Origin of the sequence: Kitasatospora sp. A2-31, from assembly GCF_022288725.1 — a bacterium.
In the GTDB taxonomy this organism is placed as follows: domain Bacteria; phylum Actinomycetota; class Actinomycetes; order Streptomycetales; family Streptomycetaceae; genus Kitasatospora.
The window spans coordinates 255,688-274,606 of the sequence record NZ_JAKNTA010000006.1 but is presented as its reverse complement, the minus strand read 5'-3'; the positions used below and the strand labels follow the sequence as shown (position 1 = coordinate 274,606).

General features: G+C 73.3%; 13 protein-coding genes and 7 pseudogenes. 12 read left to right on the top strand and 8 right to left on the bottom strand.

From position 1 onward, the window contains the following. From MCM47_RS19180 to MCM47_RS19170, 3 genes and pseudogenes are all read left to right on the top strand, one after another. Positions 1 to 282, top strand: a 282-nt coding sequence (locus tag MCM47_RS19180; RefSeq protein WP_255752498.1) for an acyl-CoA dehydrogenase family protein, incomplete at its 5' end; no start/stop codon positions are given. A 182-nt stretch (positions 283 to 464) separates the two neighbouring features. Then, a pseudogene (locus MCM47_RS19175) lies at positions 465 to 695 on the top strand (GNAT family N-acetyltransferase); the annotation flags it as partial. 125 nt (positions 696 to 820) lie between these two features. After that, positions 821 to 1,320, top strand: a pseudogene (locus MCM47_RS19170) (peptidylprolyl isomerase). 158 nt (positions 1,321 to 1,478) lie between these two features. Here the strand turns inward: MCM47_RS19170 and MCM47_RS19165 are convergent. Continuing rightward, positions 1,479 to 1,919 carry a hypothetical protein gene (locus tag MCM47_RS19165; RefSeq protein WP_238862858.1) on the bottom strand — a complete coding sequence of 147 codons (441 nt, stop codon included), beginning with the start codon at positions 1,917 to 1,919 and terminating at the stop codon, positions 1,479 to 1,481. A 56-nt stretch (positions 1,920 to 1,975) separates the two neighbouring features. Here MCM47_RS19165 and MCM47_RS19160 point away from each other — a divergent pair, with 56 nt between their 5' ends. Further along, positions 1,976 to 2,581 (top strand): TetR/AcrR family transcriptional regulator, encoded by a 606-nt coding sequence (locus MCM47_RS19160; protein WP_374209168.1) that lies wholly within the window; start codon positions 1,976 to 1,978, stop codon positions 2,579 to 2,581. Between the two features lie 80 nt (positions 2,582 to 2,661). Here the strand turns inward: MCM47_RS19160 and MCM47_RS19155 are convergent, their stop codons facing one another. Further along, positions 2,662 to 3,186, bottom strand: a complete 525-nt coding sequence (locus MCM47_RS19155; protein WP_238862857.1) for a peptidylprolyl isomerase — start codon at positions 3,184 to 3,186, stop codon at positions 2,662 to 2,664. A 238-nt stretch (positions 3,187 to 3,424) separates the two neighbouring features. On the opposite strand from MCM47_RS19155, the gene MCM47_RS19150 reads away from it, so the two are divergent. Next, a complete protein-coding gene (locus MCM47_RS19150; RefSeq protein ID WP_238862856.1) occupies positions 3,425 to 4,234 on the top strand; it encodes an arylamine N-acetyltransferase in 810 nt (269 codons plus the stop codon). 82 nt (positions 4,235 to 4,316) lie between these two features. Here the strand turns inward: MCM47_RS19150 and MCM47_RS43330 are convergent, their stop codons facing one another. Further along, positions 4,317 to 5,411 carry an LCP family protein gene (locus tag MCM47_RS43330; RefSeq protein ID WP_238862855.1) on the bottom strand — a complete coding sequence of 365 codons (1,095 nt, stop codon included), beginning with the start codon at positions 5,409 to 5,411 and terminating at the stop codon, positions 4,317 to 4,319. A gap of 580 nt (positions 5,412 to 5,991) precedes the next feature. On the opposite strand from MCM47_RS43330, the gene MCM47_RS44055 reads away from it, so the two are divergent. The 4 genes and pseudogenes from MCM47_RS44055 to MCM47_RS19130 all read left to right on the top strand — a co-directional run. Further along, on the top strand, positions 5,992 to 6,078 hold the full coding sequence (locus MCM47_RS44055) for a putative leader peptide (protein ID WP_352297720.1): 87 nt from the start codon (positions 5,992 to 5,994) through the stop codon (positions 6,076 to 6,078). A 210-nt stretch (positions 6,079 to 6,288) separates the two neighbouring features. Next, positions 6,289 to 6,843 carry an NADPH-dependent FMN reductase gene (gene ssuE / locus MCM47_RS19140; RefSeq protein ID WP_238862854.1) on the top strand — a complete coding sequence of 185 codons (555 nt, stop codon included), beginning with the start codon at positions 6,289 to 6,291 and terminating at the stop codon, positions 6,841 to 6,843. Positions 6,844 to 7,163: 320 nt separating this feature from the next. Further along, positions 7,164 to 7,952: an ABC transporter ATP-binding protein gene (locus MCM47_RS19135; RefSeq protein WP_374209167.1), complete on the top strand. Its 789-nt coding sequence runs from the start codon at positions 7,164 to 7,166 to the stop codon at positions 7,950 to 7,952. An 18-nt stretch (positions 7,953 to 7,970) separates the two neighbouring features. Beyond that, positions 7,971 to 10,061, top strand: a pseudogene (locus tag MCM47_RS19130) (ABC transporter permease); the annotation flags it as partial. 234 nt (positions 10,062 to 10,295) lie between these two features. On the opposite strand, the pseudogene MCM47_RS44050 reads toward MCM47_RS19130, so the two are convergent. Then, positions 10,296 to 10,688 (bottom strand): annotated as a pseudogene (locus MCM47_RS44050) (LCP family protein); the annotation flags it as partial. 461 nt (positions 10,689 to 11,149) lie between these two features. On the opposite strand from MCM47_RS44050, the gene MCM47_RS19125 reads away from it, so the two are divergent. Next, positions 11,150 to 12,190: a glycosyltransferase family 2 protein gene (locus MCM47_RS19125; RefSeq protein WP_238862852.1), complete on the top strand. Its 1,041-nt coding sequence runs from the start codon at positions 11,150 to 11,152 to the stop codon at positions 12,188 to 12,190. A gap of 65 nt (positions 12,191 to 12,255) precedes the next feature. Continuing rightward, positions 12,256 to 12,873: an acyltransferase gene (locus MCM47_RS19120; protein ID WP_238862851.1), complete on the top strand. Its 618-nt coding sequence runs from the start codon at positions 12,256 to 12,258 to the stop codon at positions 12,871 to 12,873. A 50-nt stretch (positions 12,874 to 12,923) separates the two neighbouring features. Here the strand turns inward: MCM47_RS19120 and MCM47_RS43325 are convergent, their stop codons facing one another. Both MCM47_RS43325 and MCM47_RS19105 read right to left on the bottom strand, forming a co-directional pair. Further along, entirely contained in the window at positions 12,924 to 16,319 is a 3,396-nt protein-coding gene (locus tag MCM47_RS43325) for an LCP family protein (protein ID WP_308222364.1), read from the bottom strand. Between the two features lie 36 nt (positions 16,320 to 16,355). Further along, positions 16,356 to 16,487 (bottom strand): annotated as a pseudogene (locus MCM47_RS19105) (TIGR03089 family protein); the annotation flags it as partial. On the opposite strand from MCM47_RS19105, the gene MCM47_RS44045 reads away from it, so the two are divergent. Continuing rightward, positions 16,466 to 17,806, top strand: coding sequence for an N-acetylmuramoyl-L-alanine amidase (locus MCM47_RS44045; protein ID WP_374209166.1), 1,341 nt, complete (start codon positions 16,466 to 16,468; stop codon positions 17,804 to 17,806). The pseudogene MCM47_RS19105 and the gene MCM47_RS44045 overlap by 22 nt on opposite strands. On the opposite strand, the pseudogene MCM47_RS19090 reads toward MCM47_RS44045, so the two are convergent. Together MCM47_RS19090 and cofD are read right to left on the bottom strand one after the other, a co-directional pair. Further along, positions 17,718 to 17,942 (bottom strand): annotated as a pseudogene (locus tag MCM47_RS19090) (nitroreductase family protein); the annotation flags it as partial. The gene MCM47_RS44045 and the pseudogene MCM47_RS19090 sit on opposite strands and share 89 nt — an antisense overlap. Further along, positions 17,942 to 18,889: pseudogene (cofD, locus tag MCM47_RS19085) on the bottom strand (2-phospho-L-lactate transferase); the annotation flags it as partial. The pseudogenes cofD and MCM47_RS19090, both read right to left, overlap by 1 nt. Positions 18,890 to 18,919 lie beyond the last annotated feature (30 nt).

Here is an 18,919-nt window from a genome sequence, read left to right as displayed (position 1 = left end):
GACATGGCGATGAAGCTGGAGGCGGCGCGGCAGCTGACGTACGCGGCGGCGGCGAGGTCGCAGCGTTCGGACGGGGACCTGACGTTCTTCGGGGCGGCGGCGAAGTGCTTCGCGTCGGACGCGGCGATGGAGATCACGACGGACGCGGTGCAGTTGCTGGGCGGGTACGGGTACACCCGGGACTACCCGCTGGAGCGGATGATGCGGGACGCGAAGATCACGCAGATCTACGAGGGCACCAACCAGATCCAGCGCATCGTGATGGCCCGCAACCTGCCGTAGCGCAGTGGCCGCGCCGGCTGCTCCGGCGCGAGCCTGCGGTCGCGGTTCCCGGCTCCCGGCTCCCGGCTCCCGGCTCCCGGCTCCCGACGGCCGGGGCGCCGGGACGGCCCGGTGCCGTCCGGTGCCCCGGCCGGCAGGAAAACCGGGCGACCCGGCGCGGGACGGTGGATAGGGTCGGCGGCATGTCTGCGCCATCCCCCGCCCTGCGGCTGGAGCCCGTCACCCCGGCCACGATCGACGCCGCGCTCGCCCTGAAGGTACGACCGGACCAGGAGCGGCTGGTGTCCCCGGTGGTCAAGTCGCTGGCCGAGGCCTACGTGCACGGTGACAGCGCCTGGCCCCGGCTGATCTTCGACGGCGATCGGTTGGTCGGGTTCGTGATGGCGTTCTTCGACATCACCTTCTACCCCGATCAGCCGGGCCCCCAGCTTGTAAGCTCCCCGGTCGCGGATGCGCCAGGTACACCCCGACCCTTTGCACGCCCATCTGCCGTCCCCCCTCGCTCTGTCGGCCTCGCGCGGCATGCCATGATCCCTGCATGGGTTCCAACGTTTACTTCGACATCACCATCAACGACGAGCCGGCCGGCCGGATCGTCTTCACGCTGTTCTGTTCGACGACATCGTCCCGAAGACCGCCCGCAACTTCCGCGAGCTGGCCACCGGTCAGCACGGCTTCGGCTACGCCGGCTCGTCGTTCCACCGCGTCATCCCCAACTTCATGCTGCAGGGCGGTGACTTCACCCGCGGTGACGGCACCGGCGGCAAGAGCATCTACGGCGAGAAGTTCGAGGACGAGAACTTCCAGCTCAAGCACACCAAGCCGGGCCAGCTGTCGATGGCCAACGCCGGTCGCAACACCAACGGCTCGCAGTTCTTCATCACCACCATCGTGACCGACTGGCTGGACGGCAAGCACGTCGTCTTCGGCGAGGTCGTCGAGGGCATGGACCTGGTGAAGAAGATCGAGTCGCTGGGCTCGCAGAGCGGCCGTACCAAGGCGAAGATCACCATCGCCGCGTCGGGCGTCGTGGAGTAACGAACGACCACACCGCCGCGGCAGCGCCGCGGGCGTGAGCGCAGCGAGGGGCAGGGCGTCGGACCGACCGACTCCCTGCCCCTCGCGCGTTCCCGGCCGGCCCGGTGGGCGGCACGGCGGCCGGCCGGTGGGCGGTTCGCGCCCGGCGCCGGCGGCCGTCACACCGCCGCGGCGACGGCGACGGCGACGAACAGCACCTGTTCCGCGGTCCGGGCGGGCAGCGGGGTCACCGGCTTCCCGGCGAGGGTGAGCCCGCGCCGGGCCGCGGAGACGTTGGCCGGGAACATCGCCAGCATCAGCAGGGCGAGGCCGCCGGCCGCGAAGGGCGCGAGCGGGGGCACCACGAGCCCCCCGGCGCCGGCGAGCTCCAAAACCCCGGTGAGGGTGACCAGCAGGGCGGGCCGGGGGAGTGCGGGCGGCACCATCGCGGCGAACTCGCGCCGCCAGGACGGGATGAAGTGCGGCACGCCGGTGGTGACGAACATCAGCGCGAGCCCGCCGCGCAGGGCGGGCTGCCAGGCGTCGAGCCCGTCCACGGCGAACAGGCCGAGCAGCCGCAGGACGGCGAACCCTCCGACGAGGGCGATGAGCGGGGCCATCTCTGTTCTCCAATCTTGTCACTGGAAAGATTGCTGCCCGGCGGGCCATCTTGTCAATGACTAGATATGGTGGAGGGGCGAACGAGAGGGAGGTGGGACAGATCAGCCAGTCGAGCTATCACCACGGGAACCTGCGGCGGGCCGTCCTGGACGCGGCGCTGGAGGCCATCGGCGAGTCCGGGCCGTCAGGGTGGAGCCTGCGCGAGCTGGCCCGGCGGGCGGGCGTCTCGCACGCGGCGCCGGCGCACCACTTCGGGGACAAGACGGGAGTGCTGACGGCGGTCGCGGCGGAGGGCTTCGCGCTCTTCGCGGACAGCCTGGAGCGTGCCGCGGGCGACCCCTACGGCGCCGGGGTGGCGTACGTGCGCTTCGCCGTCGACCACCGGGCGTACTTCGAGGTGATGTTCCGGCCCGAGCTCTACCGGACGGACGACCCCGAGGCCGCCGCGGCCCGGGAGCGTGCGGGCGCGGTGCTCGCCGCGAGCGCGCGCAAGCTGGCGCCGGGCGGGGGGTCGGAGCGGGCGACCACGCTCGCCGCCTGGTCGGTGGCCCACGGCTTCGCCGCCCTCTGGCTGAACGGCGCGCTGCCGGAGAGCGCGGAGGGGAACGTCGAGGAGGTCGCCCGGTCGGTGCTGGAGCTGGTCTTCCGGCACGACCGGTAGGCGGCCGGGTGCTCGGAGCGGGAAGTCTGCCCCGCCGACTTCCCGCTCCGGACACCCCGGTCCGCGGGTCGCGGGGGCGATCAGCGGCGCTCGACGACCACGGATTCGAGGACGACGTCGTCGACCGGCCGGTCGTCCGCCCCGGTGGGCGTGGCGGCGATCGCGTCGACCACCTGCTGCGAGGCGGCGTCGGCGACCTCGCCGAAGACGGTGTGCTTGCGGTTCAGGTGCGGCGTCGCCTTCACGGTGATGAAGAACTGCGAACCGTTGGTCCCGGGGCCGGAGTTGGCCATCGCCAGCAGGTAGGGGCGGCCGAAGAAGAGCTCCGGGTGGAACTCGTCCGGGAACTCGTAGCCCGGGCCGCCGGTGCCGTCGCCGAGCGGGTCGCCGCCCTGGATCATGAAGCCGGGGATCACCCGGTGGAACAGGGTGCCGTCGTAGAGCCGGTCGGTGCTCGGCTCGCCGGTCCCGGGGTGGGTCCACTCGCGCCGGCCCTCGGCGAGCTCGACGAAGTTGCGGACGGTCCTGGGCGCCTGGAACTCGAAGAGCCGGACGGTGATGTCGCCGCGGTCGGTCTTGAGGACGGCGTAGAGCTGCTGGGCCACGATCTGCCTTCGGTAGCCGGACGGGGGTGCCTGCCGATCCTGCCACGGCCCCGGGCCGGAGGCCGGGCACGGCCCGAAACCCCGGCCGGGCCCGCTCGGAACACGGGCCCTGCTCGGAACACGGGCCCGCTCGGGACGCGGCCCGGGTCCCGCAGGTCCGGTCCGCCGGGGCCGAGTCCCATCGGCCGAGGTCCGATATCCGATGGCAGACCGCCCGCGGTCCGGGTGGAATGGGCGAATGGATCACCCCGCGCCGTTCGACGGCCTCACCGACACCCAGCGGCACGCCTACCTGGCCCGGATCGGCGTACCGGCGCCGGACCGGCCGTCCCCGGCGGCGCTGGCGGAGCTCCAGCTCGCCCACCTGCAGGCGGTGCCCTTCGAGAATCTCGACATCCACCTCGGCGAGCCCGTGGTGCTCGAACCTGGCGCGCTGGTGGAGAAGGTCGTGACCCGCCGCCGCGGCGGCTTCTGCTACGAGCTCAACGGTTCCTTCGCCGAGTTGCTGCGCTCCCTGGGCTACCGGGTGAGTCTGCTGCCGGCCCGCGTCTTCGACGGCGACCGGCCGGGCCCGCCGTTCGACCACCTCGCGCTGCGGGTGGACCTCGACGAGCCGTGGCTGGTCGACGTCGGTTTCGGCCGCTTCAGCCGGCAGCCGCTCCGGCTCGCCGAGCGCGGCCCGCAGGCCGATCCGGCCGGGGAATTCACCCTTGTGCCGGGCGGCGACGACGAGCTGGACGTGCTGATGGGCGGCAAGCCGCAGTACCGGCTGGGCCTGCGGCCGCACCCGCTGGCGGACTTCGTGCCGACCTGCTGGTGGCAGACCACCTCACCGGACTCGCACTTCACCCGCTCGACGACCTGCACGCTGCCGACCCCCGCGGGCGGCCGGGTCACGCTCAGCGGCACCCGGCTGATCCGCACCGCCGCCGACGGCACCCGCACCGAGGAACTCCTGGACGAGGCGGGCGCGTTGGCGGCCTACCGCACGCTCTTCGGCATCACCCTCGACCGCCTCCCCGTCGCCCCGGTCGACCGGGCCCGGTAAGCGCGGCGTGCGGTCCGCCCCGGCGCGGCGCCGGCGGGGGGGGGGGGGGGACCCCCCCCCCCGTCCCGCCGTCGCTGCGGGCCTACTTCACGTCCGGCACGGCGGTGTCGTTCTTGAACGCGTCGAAGACCTGCTTGGCCTTGGCGCTGTCCCACTTGACCGCCGACTCGCCGGTGCTGGTCCGGAAGTCCGGGTTGGCGATCGGGACGGTGATGCTCTTGCCGCCGCCGCCGTTGACGTCCTTCATGGCGAGGAAGAGCGAGCCGAGGTCGGTCAGCCCGGCGTCCTCGTCGACGATCAGGGTGCCGAGGCCCGAGTCCACCAACGGGTAGAAGGTGAACGGGTTCAGCAGCGTGGTGGGCGAGGCGGCCTGCTTGGCCAGCGCGCCGAGGAACTTCTGCTGGTTGCGCATCCGGCCGAGGTCCTGGTCGGCCATCTGGTGGCGCTGGCGGACGTGGCGCTGGCGGACGAAGGCGAGCGCCTGGGTGCCGGTCAGCGTCTGGCAGCCGGCCTTGAGGTCGAGGCCGGAGTCCTTGTCCTTGACGTCCTGCTCGATGCACATGTCCACGCCGCCGACCGAGTCGACGATGCCGACGAACCCGGCGAAGCCGATCTCGGCGTAGTGGTCGATCCGGATGCCGGTGTTCAGCTCCACGGTCTGGGCGAGCAGCTTGCCGCCACCCGCTGCGAAGGCGGAGTTGATCTTCGAGGTGGTGGCCTTGACGGTCTTCCCGTTGTCGCCCGGGTGCTCCGGGATCGGCACCCAGGAGTCGCGCGGGATGCTCATCAGGGTGTTCCCGTTGTCCCCGATGTGCAGGATCATCATCGAGTCGCTGCGCTTGCCGCCCGCGTGGCCGGTGTGCAGGTCCTCCTCCTGCGAGTCGGAGAGCCCGTTGCGGCTGTCGGAGCCGACGATCAGCCAGTTGGTGCCCTTGCCCGCGGCCGGGCGGCCGGCGTAGTCGGTCAGCACGTTCTCGTGGTTGAGCTTGGAGCCGGCCCAGAACCAGGTGGAGACGGCGGTGACCATCAGCGCGATCACCACGCCGAAGACCGACCACTTGACGATCCGGCGCCGCGGCCAGCGCGACGAGCGGGCGGTGGCGGGCGGCTGGCCGCCGCCCGGGCCTATCGGCCCGCCGGGGCCGCCGGGCGCGCCCGGCGCCTGCTGCGGCGGCACGCCCGGGCGACCGTCCGGCTGCCCGTAGGCCTGCGGCCGGCGGCTGCCCGTAGGCCTGCGGCCGGCCGTAGGCGGGGTCGCCGTAGCCCTGGTCGCCGTACCCGGGCGCCCCGTGGCCCTGCTGCTCGCCGTAGCCGGGCGCCGGCACGTTCCCCCGGGGCGGGCGCTCGTGGTCCTGCGGCTGCCGCGGCGCCGGGGCGCCCGGCCCGCGCGGGTTCAGCGACGGGGGGAGCGGCGGCTCGGCCGCCGTACCGCCCCCGCCCTGCCCGTACGCGCCGCCGCTGCCGCTGCCGTACGGGTTCCCGCCGCCGCTCGGGCGGCCCTCCTGCCACGTGTTCATGTGGGAGAGGATGCCCGACGCCGGTTGCGGTGACTCCCCCCGGGGCCCCCACCAGGCGCCTTGTAGCAGTTTTGATGCACGTGCCGGATCGTTCCGCGGCAACGTCCCGCGCGCGTCCGCACCCCGCCCTTCCCCTCCCCGCTCCGACCCCGTCCGTCCCGGGGGCCGTCTCAGCATGTGTCGCGGCCGGTGTTCGCCTGCCGGAACGATCCTTGACCGCCCGCAACGCAGCGTGTTTGCATGACCGCCATGGATCAGCGATGGACCCTCACGCGTCGGCGGCACGTCGACCTGCAGCGTGTGTCCTGTTCGCTCTGTCGTGGCTGACGCGCGCCCGTAGGCCCTGTCCGGCCGCCCTTCCCGGCCGAGAACCGTCCTCCCGTTCCGCCTCCGCTCCGCGGTGGCGCCGGCGCCGCGTCGTCTCCTCGTACCGCCGCTCCCCGCGGCGCCGATCCGCACGCCCGGCGCCGTCGTCCCGCTTCCGAGGCGCCGCCCGGCCCCCCAGCGCTGCCCCGCTTCCCGCCCCGAGGTGAACCCATGGCCACCGTCCTGTCCGTCTCCGGCTCCCCGTCCGCGACCTCCCGCACCACCCGCCTGCTGCGCCACGTCGACGCGCGGCTGGCGGCCCGCGGCCACCGCGTCGTCCCCTTCGAGGCGCGCAGCCTTCCCGCGCACGCCCTGCTCTCGGGGGACTTCGCGCACCCCGCCCTCGTCGCCGCCGCCGAGCTGTTCGCCGAGGCGGACGGCGTGGTCATCGGCACGCCGGTCTACAAGGCGGCCTACTCGGGGCTGCTGAAGGCCCTGCTGGACGTGCTGCCGCAGTACGCGCTGACCGGCAAGGCCGTGCTGCCGCTGGCCACCGGTGGCTCCACCGCGCACGTGCTCGCGGTGGACTACGCGCTGCGCCCGGTGCTGCACTCGATGGGCGCCGGCCACGTCACCCAGGGCTGGTTCGTGCTCGACCGCCACATCACCGTCCGCGAGGACGGCGCCACGGCGATCGAGCGCGAGACGGACGTGCTGCTGACACCGGTGGTCGACGGGTTCGCGACGGCGCTGGAGCGCCTCGCCGCGCCCGTCCTGACCTGCTGACGCGGGGTCGCGCGGGCCCCGTACGGGCGGACCCCGAGGAGGGCGGCGGCTACCCCTAGGGGGAGGGGTACCCCGCCCCGTACAACTACGGTTGTGCGGCTTCATACCGGCGGATGACGAGGTGTTCGCCCGGCACTTCTAACGTGGATCACATCCCCGCCCGTCCGAACGGGGCCCGGTTCTGCCGGGTCGGACACCCCGGTTCACCGGGAGGGTGGGGTCAACTCCCGGTCGAGGACTATCCCCTCCACCATGTCGCAGCACAGGTGGGGTCGGCGAGGCTGGGGGCAACGGGTGGGCCCACTTTTTAGGAGACTCCAGTGACGACGGCAGCAGCAGCCGTGTACGACTCCCAGCTTCCCGGCGGCACCGGTGCCGTCGCCGCCTCGGCGCGCCAGGTCACCAAGGCCTACGGCAGCGGCGAGACCAGGGTCACCGCGCTGGACGCGGTCGACGTCGACATCCAGCGCGGCCGCTTCACCGCGATCATGGGCCCGTCGGGCTCCGGCAAGTCGACGCTGATGCACTGCCTGGCCGGGCTGGACACCGTGACCGAGGGCCGGATCTGGATCGGCGAGACCGAGATCACAGGCCTGAAGGACAAGCAGCTCACCAAGCTGCGGCGGGACAAGATCGGCTTCATCTTCCAGGCCTTCAACCTGCTCCCCACGCTGAACGCGCTGGAGAACATCACGCTCCCGATGGACATCGCGGGTCGCAAGCCGGACACCGCCTGGCTGGACCAGGTCGTCGAGACCGTCGGCCTGGCCGGCCGGCTCAAGCACCGCCCGACCCAGCTGTCCGGCGGCCAGCAGCAGCGCGTCGCGGTGGCCCGGGCGCTGGCCGCCCGCCCCGAGATCATCTTCGGGGACGAGCCCACCGGGAACCTCGACTCCCGGGCCGGCGCCGAGGTGCTCACCTTCCTGCGCCGCTCGGTCGACGAGCTGGGCCAGACCATCGTCATGGTCACCCACGACCCGGTCGCCGCCGGCTACGCGGACCGCGTGCTCTTCCTCGCCGACGGCGTGATCGTCGACGAGATGCACGCCCCGACCGCCGACTCCGTCCTCGAGCGCATGCGCCGTTTCGACGGCAAGCGCACCAGCTGAGCGGGCGGGCAAAGGATCATGCTGCTCAAGACGTCACTGCGGAGCTTCTTCGCCCACAAGGGGCGGATGGTGCTCTCGCTGATCGCGGTCGTGCTGTCGGTCGCGTTCGTGTCCGGCACCCTGGTGTTCTCCAACACCGCGACCAGCACCTTCGACCGGCTGTTCGCGTCGACGGCCTCCGACATCGCCGTCCAGCCCGCCAAGACCGGGCTCGACGGCGAGGACGACGACGACCGCCCGGCCGGCAAGGTCGCCACGGTGCCGGCCGACGCGGTCGACAGGGTCGCCGCCCTCGCCGGGGTCAAGCAGGCCCTCGGCCAGGTCTTCGTCTCCAACGCCGTGCTGGTCAACCCGGTCACCAACAAGGCCATCGGCCCGACCGGCGGGGCCCCGACCCTGACCGGGAACTGGACCGACACCCCGCGCAACTCCGTGGAGATCACCAGCGGCCACGTGCCGCAGGGCGCCGACCAGGTGGTGCTCGACGCCGACACCGCCAAGAAGGCCAAGCTCGGCCTCGGCGACAGGATCCGGGTCATCACCGCGACCAACGGCACCCACGAGTTCACCCTCGCCGGCATCGCCACCTTCAAGACCACCAACCCGGGTGCCGCGCTCGCCTTCCTGGACACCCCGACCGCGCAGAAGGACCTCCTCGGCAAGGCCGAGTTCACCTCGGTCGAGGCCTTCGGCGACGGCAGCCGCACCGACGAGCAGCTCAAGGCCGACGCCCTCGGCAAGCTCGGCGGCGGCTTCCAGGTGAAGACGGCGGCGGAGCAGAAGGAGGAGAACAGCAAGAGCGTCGGCTCCTTCCTCAACTTCATGAAGTACGCGATGCTCGGCTTCGCCGGCATCTCGCTGCTGGTCGGCGGCTTCCTGATCATCAACACCTTCTCGATGCTGGTCGCCCAGCGCACCCGCGAGATCGGTCTGCTGCGGGCCATCGGCGGCAGCCGCCGGCAGGTGAACCGCTCGGTGCTGGTGGAGGCGCTGATCCTCGGCGTGCTCGGCTCCACCCTCGGCCTCGGAGCCGGCCTCGGCCTGGCGGTGGGTCTGATCGGCCTGATGAACGCGGTCGGCATGAACCTCGACGCGGGTGACCTGCAGATCGGGCTGAACGTGCCGATCGCGGCCTACGCGGTGGGCATCGTGATCACCGTGCTCGCCGCCTGGATACCGGCCCGCCGGGCCAGCCGGATCGCCCCGATGGCCGCCCTGCGCGACCACGGCACGCCCACCGAGGCCCGCTCCAACGTCGTCAGGACGATCTCCGGCCTGGTGCTGACCGCCGGTGGCGGCGGCCTGCTGGCGCTCGCGGCCTCGGCGGACAAGGCGGCGACCGGCGGGCAGTACCTCGGCCTCGGCGTGCTGCTCACCCTGATCGGCTTCGTCGTCCTCGGCCCCCTGCTGGCCACCACCGTGGTCCGGGTGCTCGGCGCGGCCCTGCCGGCCCTGTTCGGCCCGTCCGGCAAGCTGGCCCAGCGCAACGCGATGCGCAGCCCGCGTCGTACCGGTGCCACCGCGGCCGCGCTGATGATCGGCCTGGCGCTGGTGATCGGGGCCTCGGTCTTCACCTCGTCCATGATCGAGTCCACCAACCAGCAGATCGACAAGTCGGTCGGCGCGGACTACGTGATCTCCAGCAGCCAGGGGATCGTCAACCCCGACATGGTCAAGGCCGCCGCGGGGACGCCGGGGCTCGCCCACGTCACCGAGCACAAGAGCCTGCCGGCGCTGCTCACGCTGCCGGACGGCGGCACGTTCAAGAAGCACGTCTCCGCGGTCTCGGCGACCTTCGGCGACGACTTCCGGCTGGAGGTGAAGTCCGGGGCGGTCGAGTCGCTGAAGCAGGGGGCGCTGGCGGTCGGCGAGGACTTCGCCACCGAGCAGAAGCTCAAGGTCGGCGACGCCGTCAAGGTCGACTACGGCAACGGCCACACCCAGTCCGTGCCGGTCGGGGCCGTCCTGAGCAAGGGCGACTCGCTCTTCGCCGGAGCGACGTTCGTCGGCATCGACACCCTGGCCAAGGCCGTTCCGGCCGCCGACCTGCCGCTCGACGTGCAGATCTACGCCAAGGCCGCAGCCGGTGCCGACGTCGCCAAGACGCTCGGTGCGCTGGAGGACTCGCTCAAGGACTACCCGCAGCTCAAGGTCCGGGACCAGGCGGGCTACAAGGAGCTGGTCCAGGACCAGGTCAACACCCTGCTCTACATGATCTACGGTCTGCTCGGCGCTGTCCGTCACCCGGGCCAGCCGGACCGGGTTGAGCAGGGTCCCGCTGCTGGTCACCTGGTGCAGCAGCTGGGCGACGAACTTCTGCTGCCGGTGCATCCGCCCGAGGTCGGAGCTGCCGTCCACGTGCCGGGCGCGGACGTACTTGAGCGCCCCGGCGCCGTCCAGCGTGCTGGTGCCGGCGGGCAGGTCGAGGCCGGAGTACTCGTCCCTCAGCGGTTTGGCGGTGCAGACCCGCACCCCGCCGACGGCGTCCACGGCGGAGACGAAGGCGGTGAAGTTCACCTGCAGGTAGTGGTCGATCCGCAGCCCGGTGTTCTGCTCCACGGTGGCGACGGCGAGTTGCGGCCCGCCCAGCCCGTAGGCGGCGTTGACCTTCCCCTTGCCCGCCGGGACCTCCCGGTGGGTGACCCGGTCCCGGTGGGCGGGGATGTCCACGTACGAGTCGCGCGGGATGCTGATCACGCTGGCCCGGGCGCCGTCCCCGGCGAGCCGGACGATCATCATGGTGTCGGTGCAGTGGCAGGACTCGCCCCCCGCGTGCAGCACGTCCTTGAGCGTCTTCTCCGGGATGCCGTCCCGCTCGTCGGTGCCGACCACGAGGAAGGTGGTGGAGCCGTCGTCGGCGGGCCGGGCCTGGTCGCTGCTGAAGGCGTCGACCCGGTCGATCGAGCCGAGGCCGTCCAGGACCGCCCAGCCGCCGCAGGAGGTGGCGAGGACCCCGAGGGCGACGCCCGCGGCCAGCCGTCGGGGCCAGGAGCGGCGCTGTCCGGGCTGGGCGGTGAGGGGGGAGACCGGCATCTCTCGGATGGTAGGGGCGGCCTGTGCCGGGCCGGGTGAGGGCGCGCCGGGGGTTGCGGGTACGGTGGGCGCGACCGATGAAACGTTCCTCCACCGCAGGGTGCGCGGAGCAGCCCAGACCGGGACAAGACGGCGACCCGTCCTCACCGGTACGGTTGGCCCCGATGAACACCAAGGCTGCTGAGGAGCTGCCGGCGGTCTCCGTGATCATGCCGGTGCTCAACGAGGAACGACACCTGCGTACGGCCGTCCGGCACATCCTGGAACAGGACTACGCCGGGCCGATGGAGGTGGTCATCGCCCTCGGTCCGTCCTCCGACCGCACTGCGCAGATCGCCGCCGAGCTGGCCGCCGAGGATCCGCGGGTCCGGACCGTGGCGAACCCGACCGGTCGCACGCCCGCGGGGCTGAACGCCGCCATCCGCGGCTCCAGCCATCCGATAGTGGTCCGCGTCGACGGGCACGGCCTGCTCACCCCGGGGTACATCACCACGGCGGTCCGGCTGCTCGGCGAGATGGAGGCGGCCAACGTCGGCGGCATCATGCACGCCGAGGGCGAGACCGAGTGGGAGAACGCGGTCGCCGCCGCGATGACCTCCAAGATCGGTGTCGGGAACGCGGCCTTCCACACCGGCGGTCTGGCGGGCCCGGCGGACACCGTCTACCTCGGGGTGTTCCGGCGCGAGGTGCTGGAGAAGCTCGGCGGTTACAACGAGGAGTTCGTCCGCGCCCAGGACTGGGAGCTCAACTACCGCATCCGCCAGGACGGCGGGCTGGTCTGGTTCACCCCGCAGCTGCGGGTCACCTACCGGCCGCGCCCCAGCGTGCGGGCGCTGGCCAAGCAGTACAAGGACTACGGCCGCTGGCGCCGGGTTGTCACCCGCTACCACCGGGGCTCGGTCAACCTGCGCTACCTCGCCCCGCCGGCCGCGTTCCTGGCCGTCACGCTCGGGCTGCTGCTCGGGGTCGCCGTCCACCCGGCCTTCCTCGCGGTGCCCGGCGCCTACCTGGCGGGGATCGGCGGCGGCGCGCTGGTCGAGGGGCGCGGCCTCTCGTTCCGGGCGAAGGCCCTGCTGCCGGTGGCCTTCGCCACCATGCACCTCAGCTGGGGCTTCGGCTTCCTCACCTCGCCGCGCTCGCTCGCCCGCCGGGTGATCGGCAGCCGTGCGCCGTCCCCGGCCAACGTGGTCACCGAGGTCCGCTGACCCGATCCGGCCAATCCCACGGACCCGCCCTCCCGTCCCCCGCTCCGCCGCTATCGTCGGGCGCCATGGGGACAGTTGAGGGCGGGTCCGTCGTCGGTGCCCGGGTCGAGCCCAGCGCGGACGTGGACGAACGGGCGGTGCTCGGAGCCGGGACGACCGTGTGGCACCTGGCCCAGGTGCGCGAGGACGCGGTGATCGGCGCGGACTGCATCGTCGGGCGCGGCGCCTACGTCGGCCCGGGGGTGCGGATCGGGGACCGGGTCAAGCTGCAGAACCACGCGCTGGTGTACGAGCCCGCCGTGCTGGAGGACGGGGTGTTCGTCGGCCCGGCGGCCGTGCTCACCAACGATCTCTACCCGCGCTCGGTCGACGTCGACGGCCGCCTCAAGCGCGGCGACGACTGGCAGGCCCGCGGGGTGACGCTCCGCCGCGGCTGCTCGATCGGCGGCCGCGCCGTCCTGGTCGCCGGGGTGACGGTGGGCCGCTGGGCCCTGGTCGCCGCGGGTGCGGTCGTCCACCGGGACGTGCCGGACTTCGCGCTGGTCGCCGGCGTGCCGGCCCGCCGGATCAAGTGGGTCGGCCGGGCCGGCGAACCACTGGAGCCGGCCGGTCCGGACCGCTGGCGCTGCCCGCGCACCGGTGAGGAGTACCGCGAGAGCGACGGCACGCTCGCCCTGCTCTGACGGGGCGCGTTCGCGACCCGCGGGCCACCTCAATCCGGCGCCGAGGGGCGCTACTTGGCGCAGACGTCGGTGTCGTCCGCCTGGACGCGCTGGAGGTCCTTGGGCGCCTCGGTCGGCACCGCGCCGGGCGTCGCCGTCGTCGTCGCGGTCACCACGTCCTTGCCGAGGACCACCGCCAGCCCGTCCCCGACACCTGCCTTCGGATCCTCCTCGGCGGCGTCGGCCGGCAAGCCGAGTACGGCGGCCAGGGCGGCCGCCTCGGCGGCCTTCCCGGCCGGATAGGTGACCGAAGTGGCCGCCGCGGCGGGCGCGTTGGCGGCCGTCGCGGCCCGGGTGAAGCCCTTGGTCCGGAGCCGGTCGACGGTCTGCTGGGCCCGCCCGGGCGTCCCGCTGCCGTTGCGCACCGTCACCCGGAGGACCTTGGCGTCGGCCGCTGCCGCGGAGGCCGCCGCCGCGGAGGCCGTCGGCGAGGGCACGGCTCCGGGCCCGGCCGGCGCGGCGTGCGCGGCGCCTCCCGGACCCGCCGCCCCCGGGCCGGGGTCGCCCTGCCCGGGGTCGCCCTGCCCGGCGGCGGGTGCCGGGGAGGCGGCCGCGGTGGGCGCGGCGGTCCCGGTCAGCGAACGGTCGTCGGCCACCAGCGAGAACAGCTGCCCGGCGTCGGGCTGCTTGAGCACCAGGCGGTTCCTGTCCTTCGCGTCGTCCTCGACCGGCACGGTGGCGAAGGTGATGTTCCCGGTGTCCACCTTGCTGACGTCCAGCGCGAGGTCCTTCAGCTTGTCGACACTGCCGATGCCGTCGTCGACGGTGAGCGCCTTGGTCGCGGCGTCCGCCAGCCTCCACAGCTTGGTCGGGCTGGTCAGGGTGTCGCCGCTCTTGATCGAGCGGATCATCGAGCTGATGAACTGCTGCTGGAGCGGGATCCGGGTGAGGTCGCCGCCCAGGCCGACGGCGTGCCGGGTGCGGACGAAGGCCAGCGCCTCGTCGCCCTGCACCACGTGCCGGCCCTTGCTCATCCTCAGGTGGGAATCCGGGTCGTTGATGTCCTTGGCCGCGCACACCTCGACCCCGCCGACGGCGGTGGAGAGCGTCTTCACGGCCTCGAAGTTGACCATCACGAAGTGATCGACCCGGATTCCGGTCAGCTTTTCCACGGTCTTCCAGGTGCAGCCCGGATCACGGCCCTCCTGGCCGAGGCTCTCGTTGAACATCGCCCGTGCCGTACCGGGGATCGCCTTTCCGGTGCTGGTCCGGCACTCCGGGATCGGCACCATCAGGTCGCGCGGGAGGCTCACCACCGTCGCATTGCTGCGGTCCTTGGCGACGTGGAAGAGCAGGGTCGTGTCGGCGTGCCCGGCGCTGCCCTCGTCGCCGTACTCGCGGCCGAGGCCCTCCCGGCTGTCGGTGCCGATGACCAGGATGTTGAGGGCGTCGCCGGCCGGCTTGGGCCGCTGCGCCTCGTCGCCGAGCTGCACCTTGACGGCGGTGATGTTGCTGTTGAAGTGCTGGTACGCGTAGTACGCGCCGCCGCAGCCGGCCGCCAGGACCAGCGCTCCCACGCCGGCCGTCCACTTCAGCGCCCGCCGGCGGCTGCGCCGGGTGAGCGCCCTGCGGCGGGCCGCCCGTCCGCCGGGGTGCGCGGCGCCGGCGGCGTCGGCCGGCGCGGGTGCGGGCTCGGCGGCCGGCTCGGGGATCGCCTGCCGGCGGCGCTGGCCCGGGATGTCGGCGGCCGGGTCGAGCCGGTACGGCCCGGCGTCCTGCCTGTCCTGGTGCACGGGTTCCCTCCCTCCGGCCGGCCGCTGATCGGTGCGTCCGTTCGCGCACCGACCCGGACACCCTAGACGAGCCGAGTGGGGGAATTGTTCCTGGTGTGATCTCCGCCATGTTCGGAAAACGCAATTCGGCGGGTGGTCGGGCCCTAGCGAATTCCCGGGGAATACCGGCCAAGATCGTGATCTGTACACAAAAGAGTGATCCTGACCGGCGGTCAATGCGCGGCGCAGGCGTCCACGTCGGCGGTCCGGCCCTCGAAGGACGGCGGCGTGTCGGCGGTGGGCGACGGCCCCGCGGCCCGGTCCGAACCGGGCTCGACCGACAGGCTCGCGAACGGTCCGGCGGACAGGCTCGCGAACGGTCCGGCGGACGGGCTCGCCGACCCGCTCACCCGCACGCTCGGCGCGGGGTTCGGCGACGCACTTGCCGTGCGGTCGGCCGACCCGCCGGCCGAGCCGCTCGGTGCGCGGCCGGCCGCGGGGCTCGGCGACGCACTCCGCGAAGGCTTCTCCGAGGGCCCGCGCGGACGTGCCCGCCGCGGCACGCGCCGGGGCGGACGGGTCCGGCGGCCGGACGGCGATCGGGCGGTCGTCGCGCAGCGCCGTGAACAGCTGGGTGGTCTGCGGCTGCACGAACTCGTCCCGGTCCGAGTCGAAGCGGTACGGCCGGCGCGGCGCCGTCAGGAACACCACGTCGGCGGACGGGATGTCCCGCAGCTCCTGGGTCAGGTCGTAGAGCGCGCCCAGCGAGGAGAGCCCGCCGTCGGCCTGGATCGAGGAGGTCGCCGCGTCCAGCACCGGCCAGAGCCGGGCCGGGTTGAGCAGCACGTCCTGCGACTGCACCTTGCGGATCAGGGCGGCCAGGAACTGCTGCTGACGGCCCATCCGCTGGGTGTCGCTGCCGTCGCCGAGGGTCTCCCGGGCGCGGACGTAGCCGAGCGCCTGCTCGCCGTGCAGGGTCTGCCGCCCGGCCGCCAGGTCGAGTCTGGCGTCCTTGTCGTGGATCGCCTGCGGCACGCAGACCTCGACCCCGTCGACGGCGTCCACCATGGCCTTGAACCCCGTGAAGTCGAGGATCACGTAGTGGTCCATCCGGATGCCGCTGAGCTGCTCGACGGTCCGGATCGAGCAGGCCGGACCGCCGGTCTCGAAGGCGGCGTTGAACTGCAGCAGCGCGGGTCGGCTCCGGGTGCCGTCCGGCTTCTCGCAGGCCGGGACGGTGACCATGACGTCGCGGGGGATGGAGACCGCGGTCGCGTGCCGCCGGTCGGCCGCGAGGTGCAGCAGGATCGTGGTGTCCGAGCGCCGGCCGCCGGCCTCGCCGTACGAGGCGTTGGCCCCGGTGCGGTCGTCGCTGCCGATCAGCAGGATGTTCTCCGCCCCCTTGGCGCCGGCGGTGCGGCTGGGCCGTTCGGCCTCCAGCCGGGCCAGCAGCCGGTCGGTGGCCGAGTCGGTCCGGATGTTGCCGTCCAGCTTGCGGTAGGCGATCCAGAGCAGCGTGCCGCAGGCGACCAGCAGGAAGGCGAGAGCGCCGGCGGTGATCATCAGCCACCGCCGGCGCCTGCGCTTCGGTGCGCGCGGGAGGTCCGGGTCCTGGTCCGGGTGAGTGCCCGGGGGAGGCGTTCCCCCGGGTGGGGAGCTGTCGGTCGGGGGGTGCTCGGTGTCGTCCTCGGCCATGGCAGGGATCCCTACCCGCCGGGCCCGAGCCGGGGGTTACCCGAGGCGCAGTGTCACCCGTTCGGACTCGATGCGCTTCTCCCACTGCTCGGCGCTCAGCCCCTCGGAGTTACGGCAGAGCACCACCGAGGCGCCGGCCGCCAGCGGTGCGAGCAGGCCAGTCGTCAGCGGGCGCAGCGCGAGGGCCACCCGTTCGCCCTCGCACGCGTGGGCGGCCTCCAGGCCGTCGGGCACCCGCCGCGCCGCGCACCCTTCCGGCCGAATCGTCACCCGCGCGGAGGGCCGACCACGAGGCACCGCGGCCGGGCATCGTCACCCGGGCCGGCTGGGGCGCCGACGAGTCGCTGCGCGACCCCGGCTTCGTCTACACCGGGCAGGTCCGGGCGGTCTTCGTGCACCACACCGCGACCGCCACCGACTACTCGTGCAGCGACGCGCCACAGATGATCCGGGCGATCTACCAGTACCACGTCCAGAGCAACGGCTGGCGGGACATCGGCTACAACTTCCTGGTCGACCGCTGCGGCACCATCTACGAGGGCCGGGCCGGCGGGGTCGACCAGCCCGTGTTCGGCGCGCACACCCTCGCTGTGCCTGGTGCCGTCGAAACCGATCACCTCCCCGTCCTCGGTGAACGGACCGGCGAAGGCCGCGCCGTCCTGCAGGTTCCAGCCGTCCAGCGCCCGGTGGTAGAGCGCCCGCACCGCGCTCTCGTCCGTGGAGGACAGCTCCGGCAGCCGCGTATCGTTCATATCCCCATCGTCGACGAAGGCGGTGGAGCCGGACAGCGGAGGCGAGGCAGCGACGGCGCGGTCTGGCGGGCCTCCCGGACGCCTGCCGGCGTCGGCACCCTGCGGGTGCTGCCCCGCCCGGCCGAGGGCACGGTCGAGGCCAGTGCCTGGGGTCCGGGCGCGCAGTGGCTGCTGGACCGGCTGCCGGCGCTGCTCGGCGCGCAGGACGACCCGGCCGGGCTGGTCCTGCCGCCCGGCCCGCTGCGGGACGCCCAACGGCGGTCGGCCGGGATCCGGCTCACCAGCACCGGGCTGGTCCTGGAGTCACTGGTGCCCGCGATCCTGGAGCAGAAGGTCACCACCCTCGAGGCGTACCGCGCGTGGCGCACCCTGCTGCGCGGCTTCGGCACCCCGGCGCCGGGCCCGGCCCAGGGCATGTGGGTGGCGCCGTCGGCCCGCGACTGGGCGCTGGTCCCGAGCTGGGAGTGGCACCGCGCCGGCGTCGATCCGAAGCGCTCGGCGACGGTCGTGCGGGCCGTCCGGCTGCCGCCTCTGCCGGCTGCTGCTGTCCACCGGCAGCCACGCCCCCCGCTACGGCCCGCGCCTCGCCCCCAACGACCACCGGGGGCGGTGAGCCGGGCCGCCCGGGCGGGCCCGGACCCGGCGGCTACCGCACCTCGACGAAGGCGTCCGCGCTGCGCTCGGGGCAGAACATGGTGGAGGAGACCCAGGCGGAGCCGTAGCCCTCACCGGTGAGCGCGACCAGGAGGTTCTCCACGGCCGCGCCGATGGCGACGGTGAACATCTCGCGCTCCGCGGTGGCCCGGCGCGCGTCCGGGTAGTCGTGCGACCCGTCCATCACCAGGCAGGGGACGATCAGGTACGGCGCGTCGCCCGGCAGGCGATGCCGCCGGCCTCGACCGCGGCGACCGCGGCCTCGTCCGCGGTGTCCACCAGCCAGCCGTCCAGCACGCCCTCCCGTCGCCCACCGCCGCCCTCACCGGAGGCGCTTCGCAGCGCCGCCCGGCTGCCGTAGTCGAGCGCGACCGCCGCCGCGGTGGCCTCGACGCCGACGGCGGCCAGCACCTTGTCGGCCATGCCGCGCACCGGCGCACCGCCGATGATCGGGGAGAGGCCGACCACGGGTGCGGGGGCCGCGGCGAGGGCGGCCCGGATGCCGGGCACGGCGAGGATGGTGCCGATCGAGACGACGGGGTTGGACGGCGGGAGGAGGATCACGTCGGCGGCCGCGATGGCCTCCAGCACCCCGGGCGCCGGCTTGGCGGTGTCCGCGCCGACCGGGATGATCGCCTCGGCGTCGACGGCCGCGTGCTCGGCGTCGACGGCCGCGTGCAGCCGGACCCAGTACTCCTGGAAGTGGACCGCCCGGGTGCCGTTCTCGTCCGTGATCCGCACGTGCGTCTCGACCCGGTCGTCGCTCATCGGCAGCAGCCGCACGCCCGGCTTCCAGCGGACGCAGAGCGCCTCGGTGACCTGGCTGAGGGTGTACCCGGCGGTGAGCATCTGGCTGCGGACGAGGTGGGTGGCGAAGTCGCGGTCGCCGAGGCCGAACCACTCCGGCCCGACGCCGTACTCCTTCATCTCGGCCTTGATCGACCAGGTCTCGTCGGCCCGGCCCCAGCCCTGCTCCTCGTGGATGCCGCCGCCGAGGGTGTACATGACGGTGTCGAGGTCGGGGCAGACCTTCAGCCCGTAGAGGTGGATGTCGTCACCGGTGTTGCCGATGACGGTGATCTCGTCCTCCGGACCGATGGCCTCCCGGAGTCCGCGCAGGAAACGCGCTCCGCCGATCCCGCCTGCCAGTGCCACGATGCGCATGCGCCCATCCTGCCACGCAGCGACGGGTCG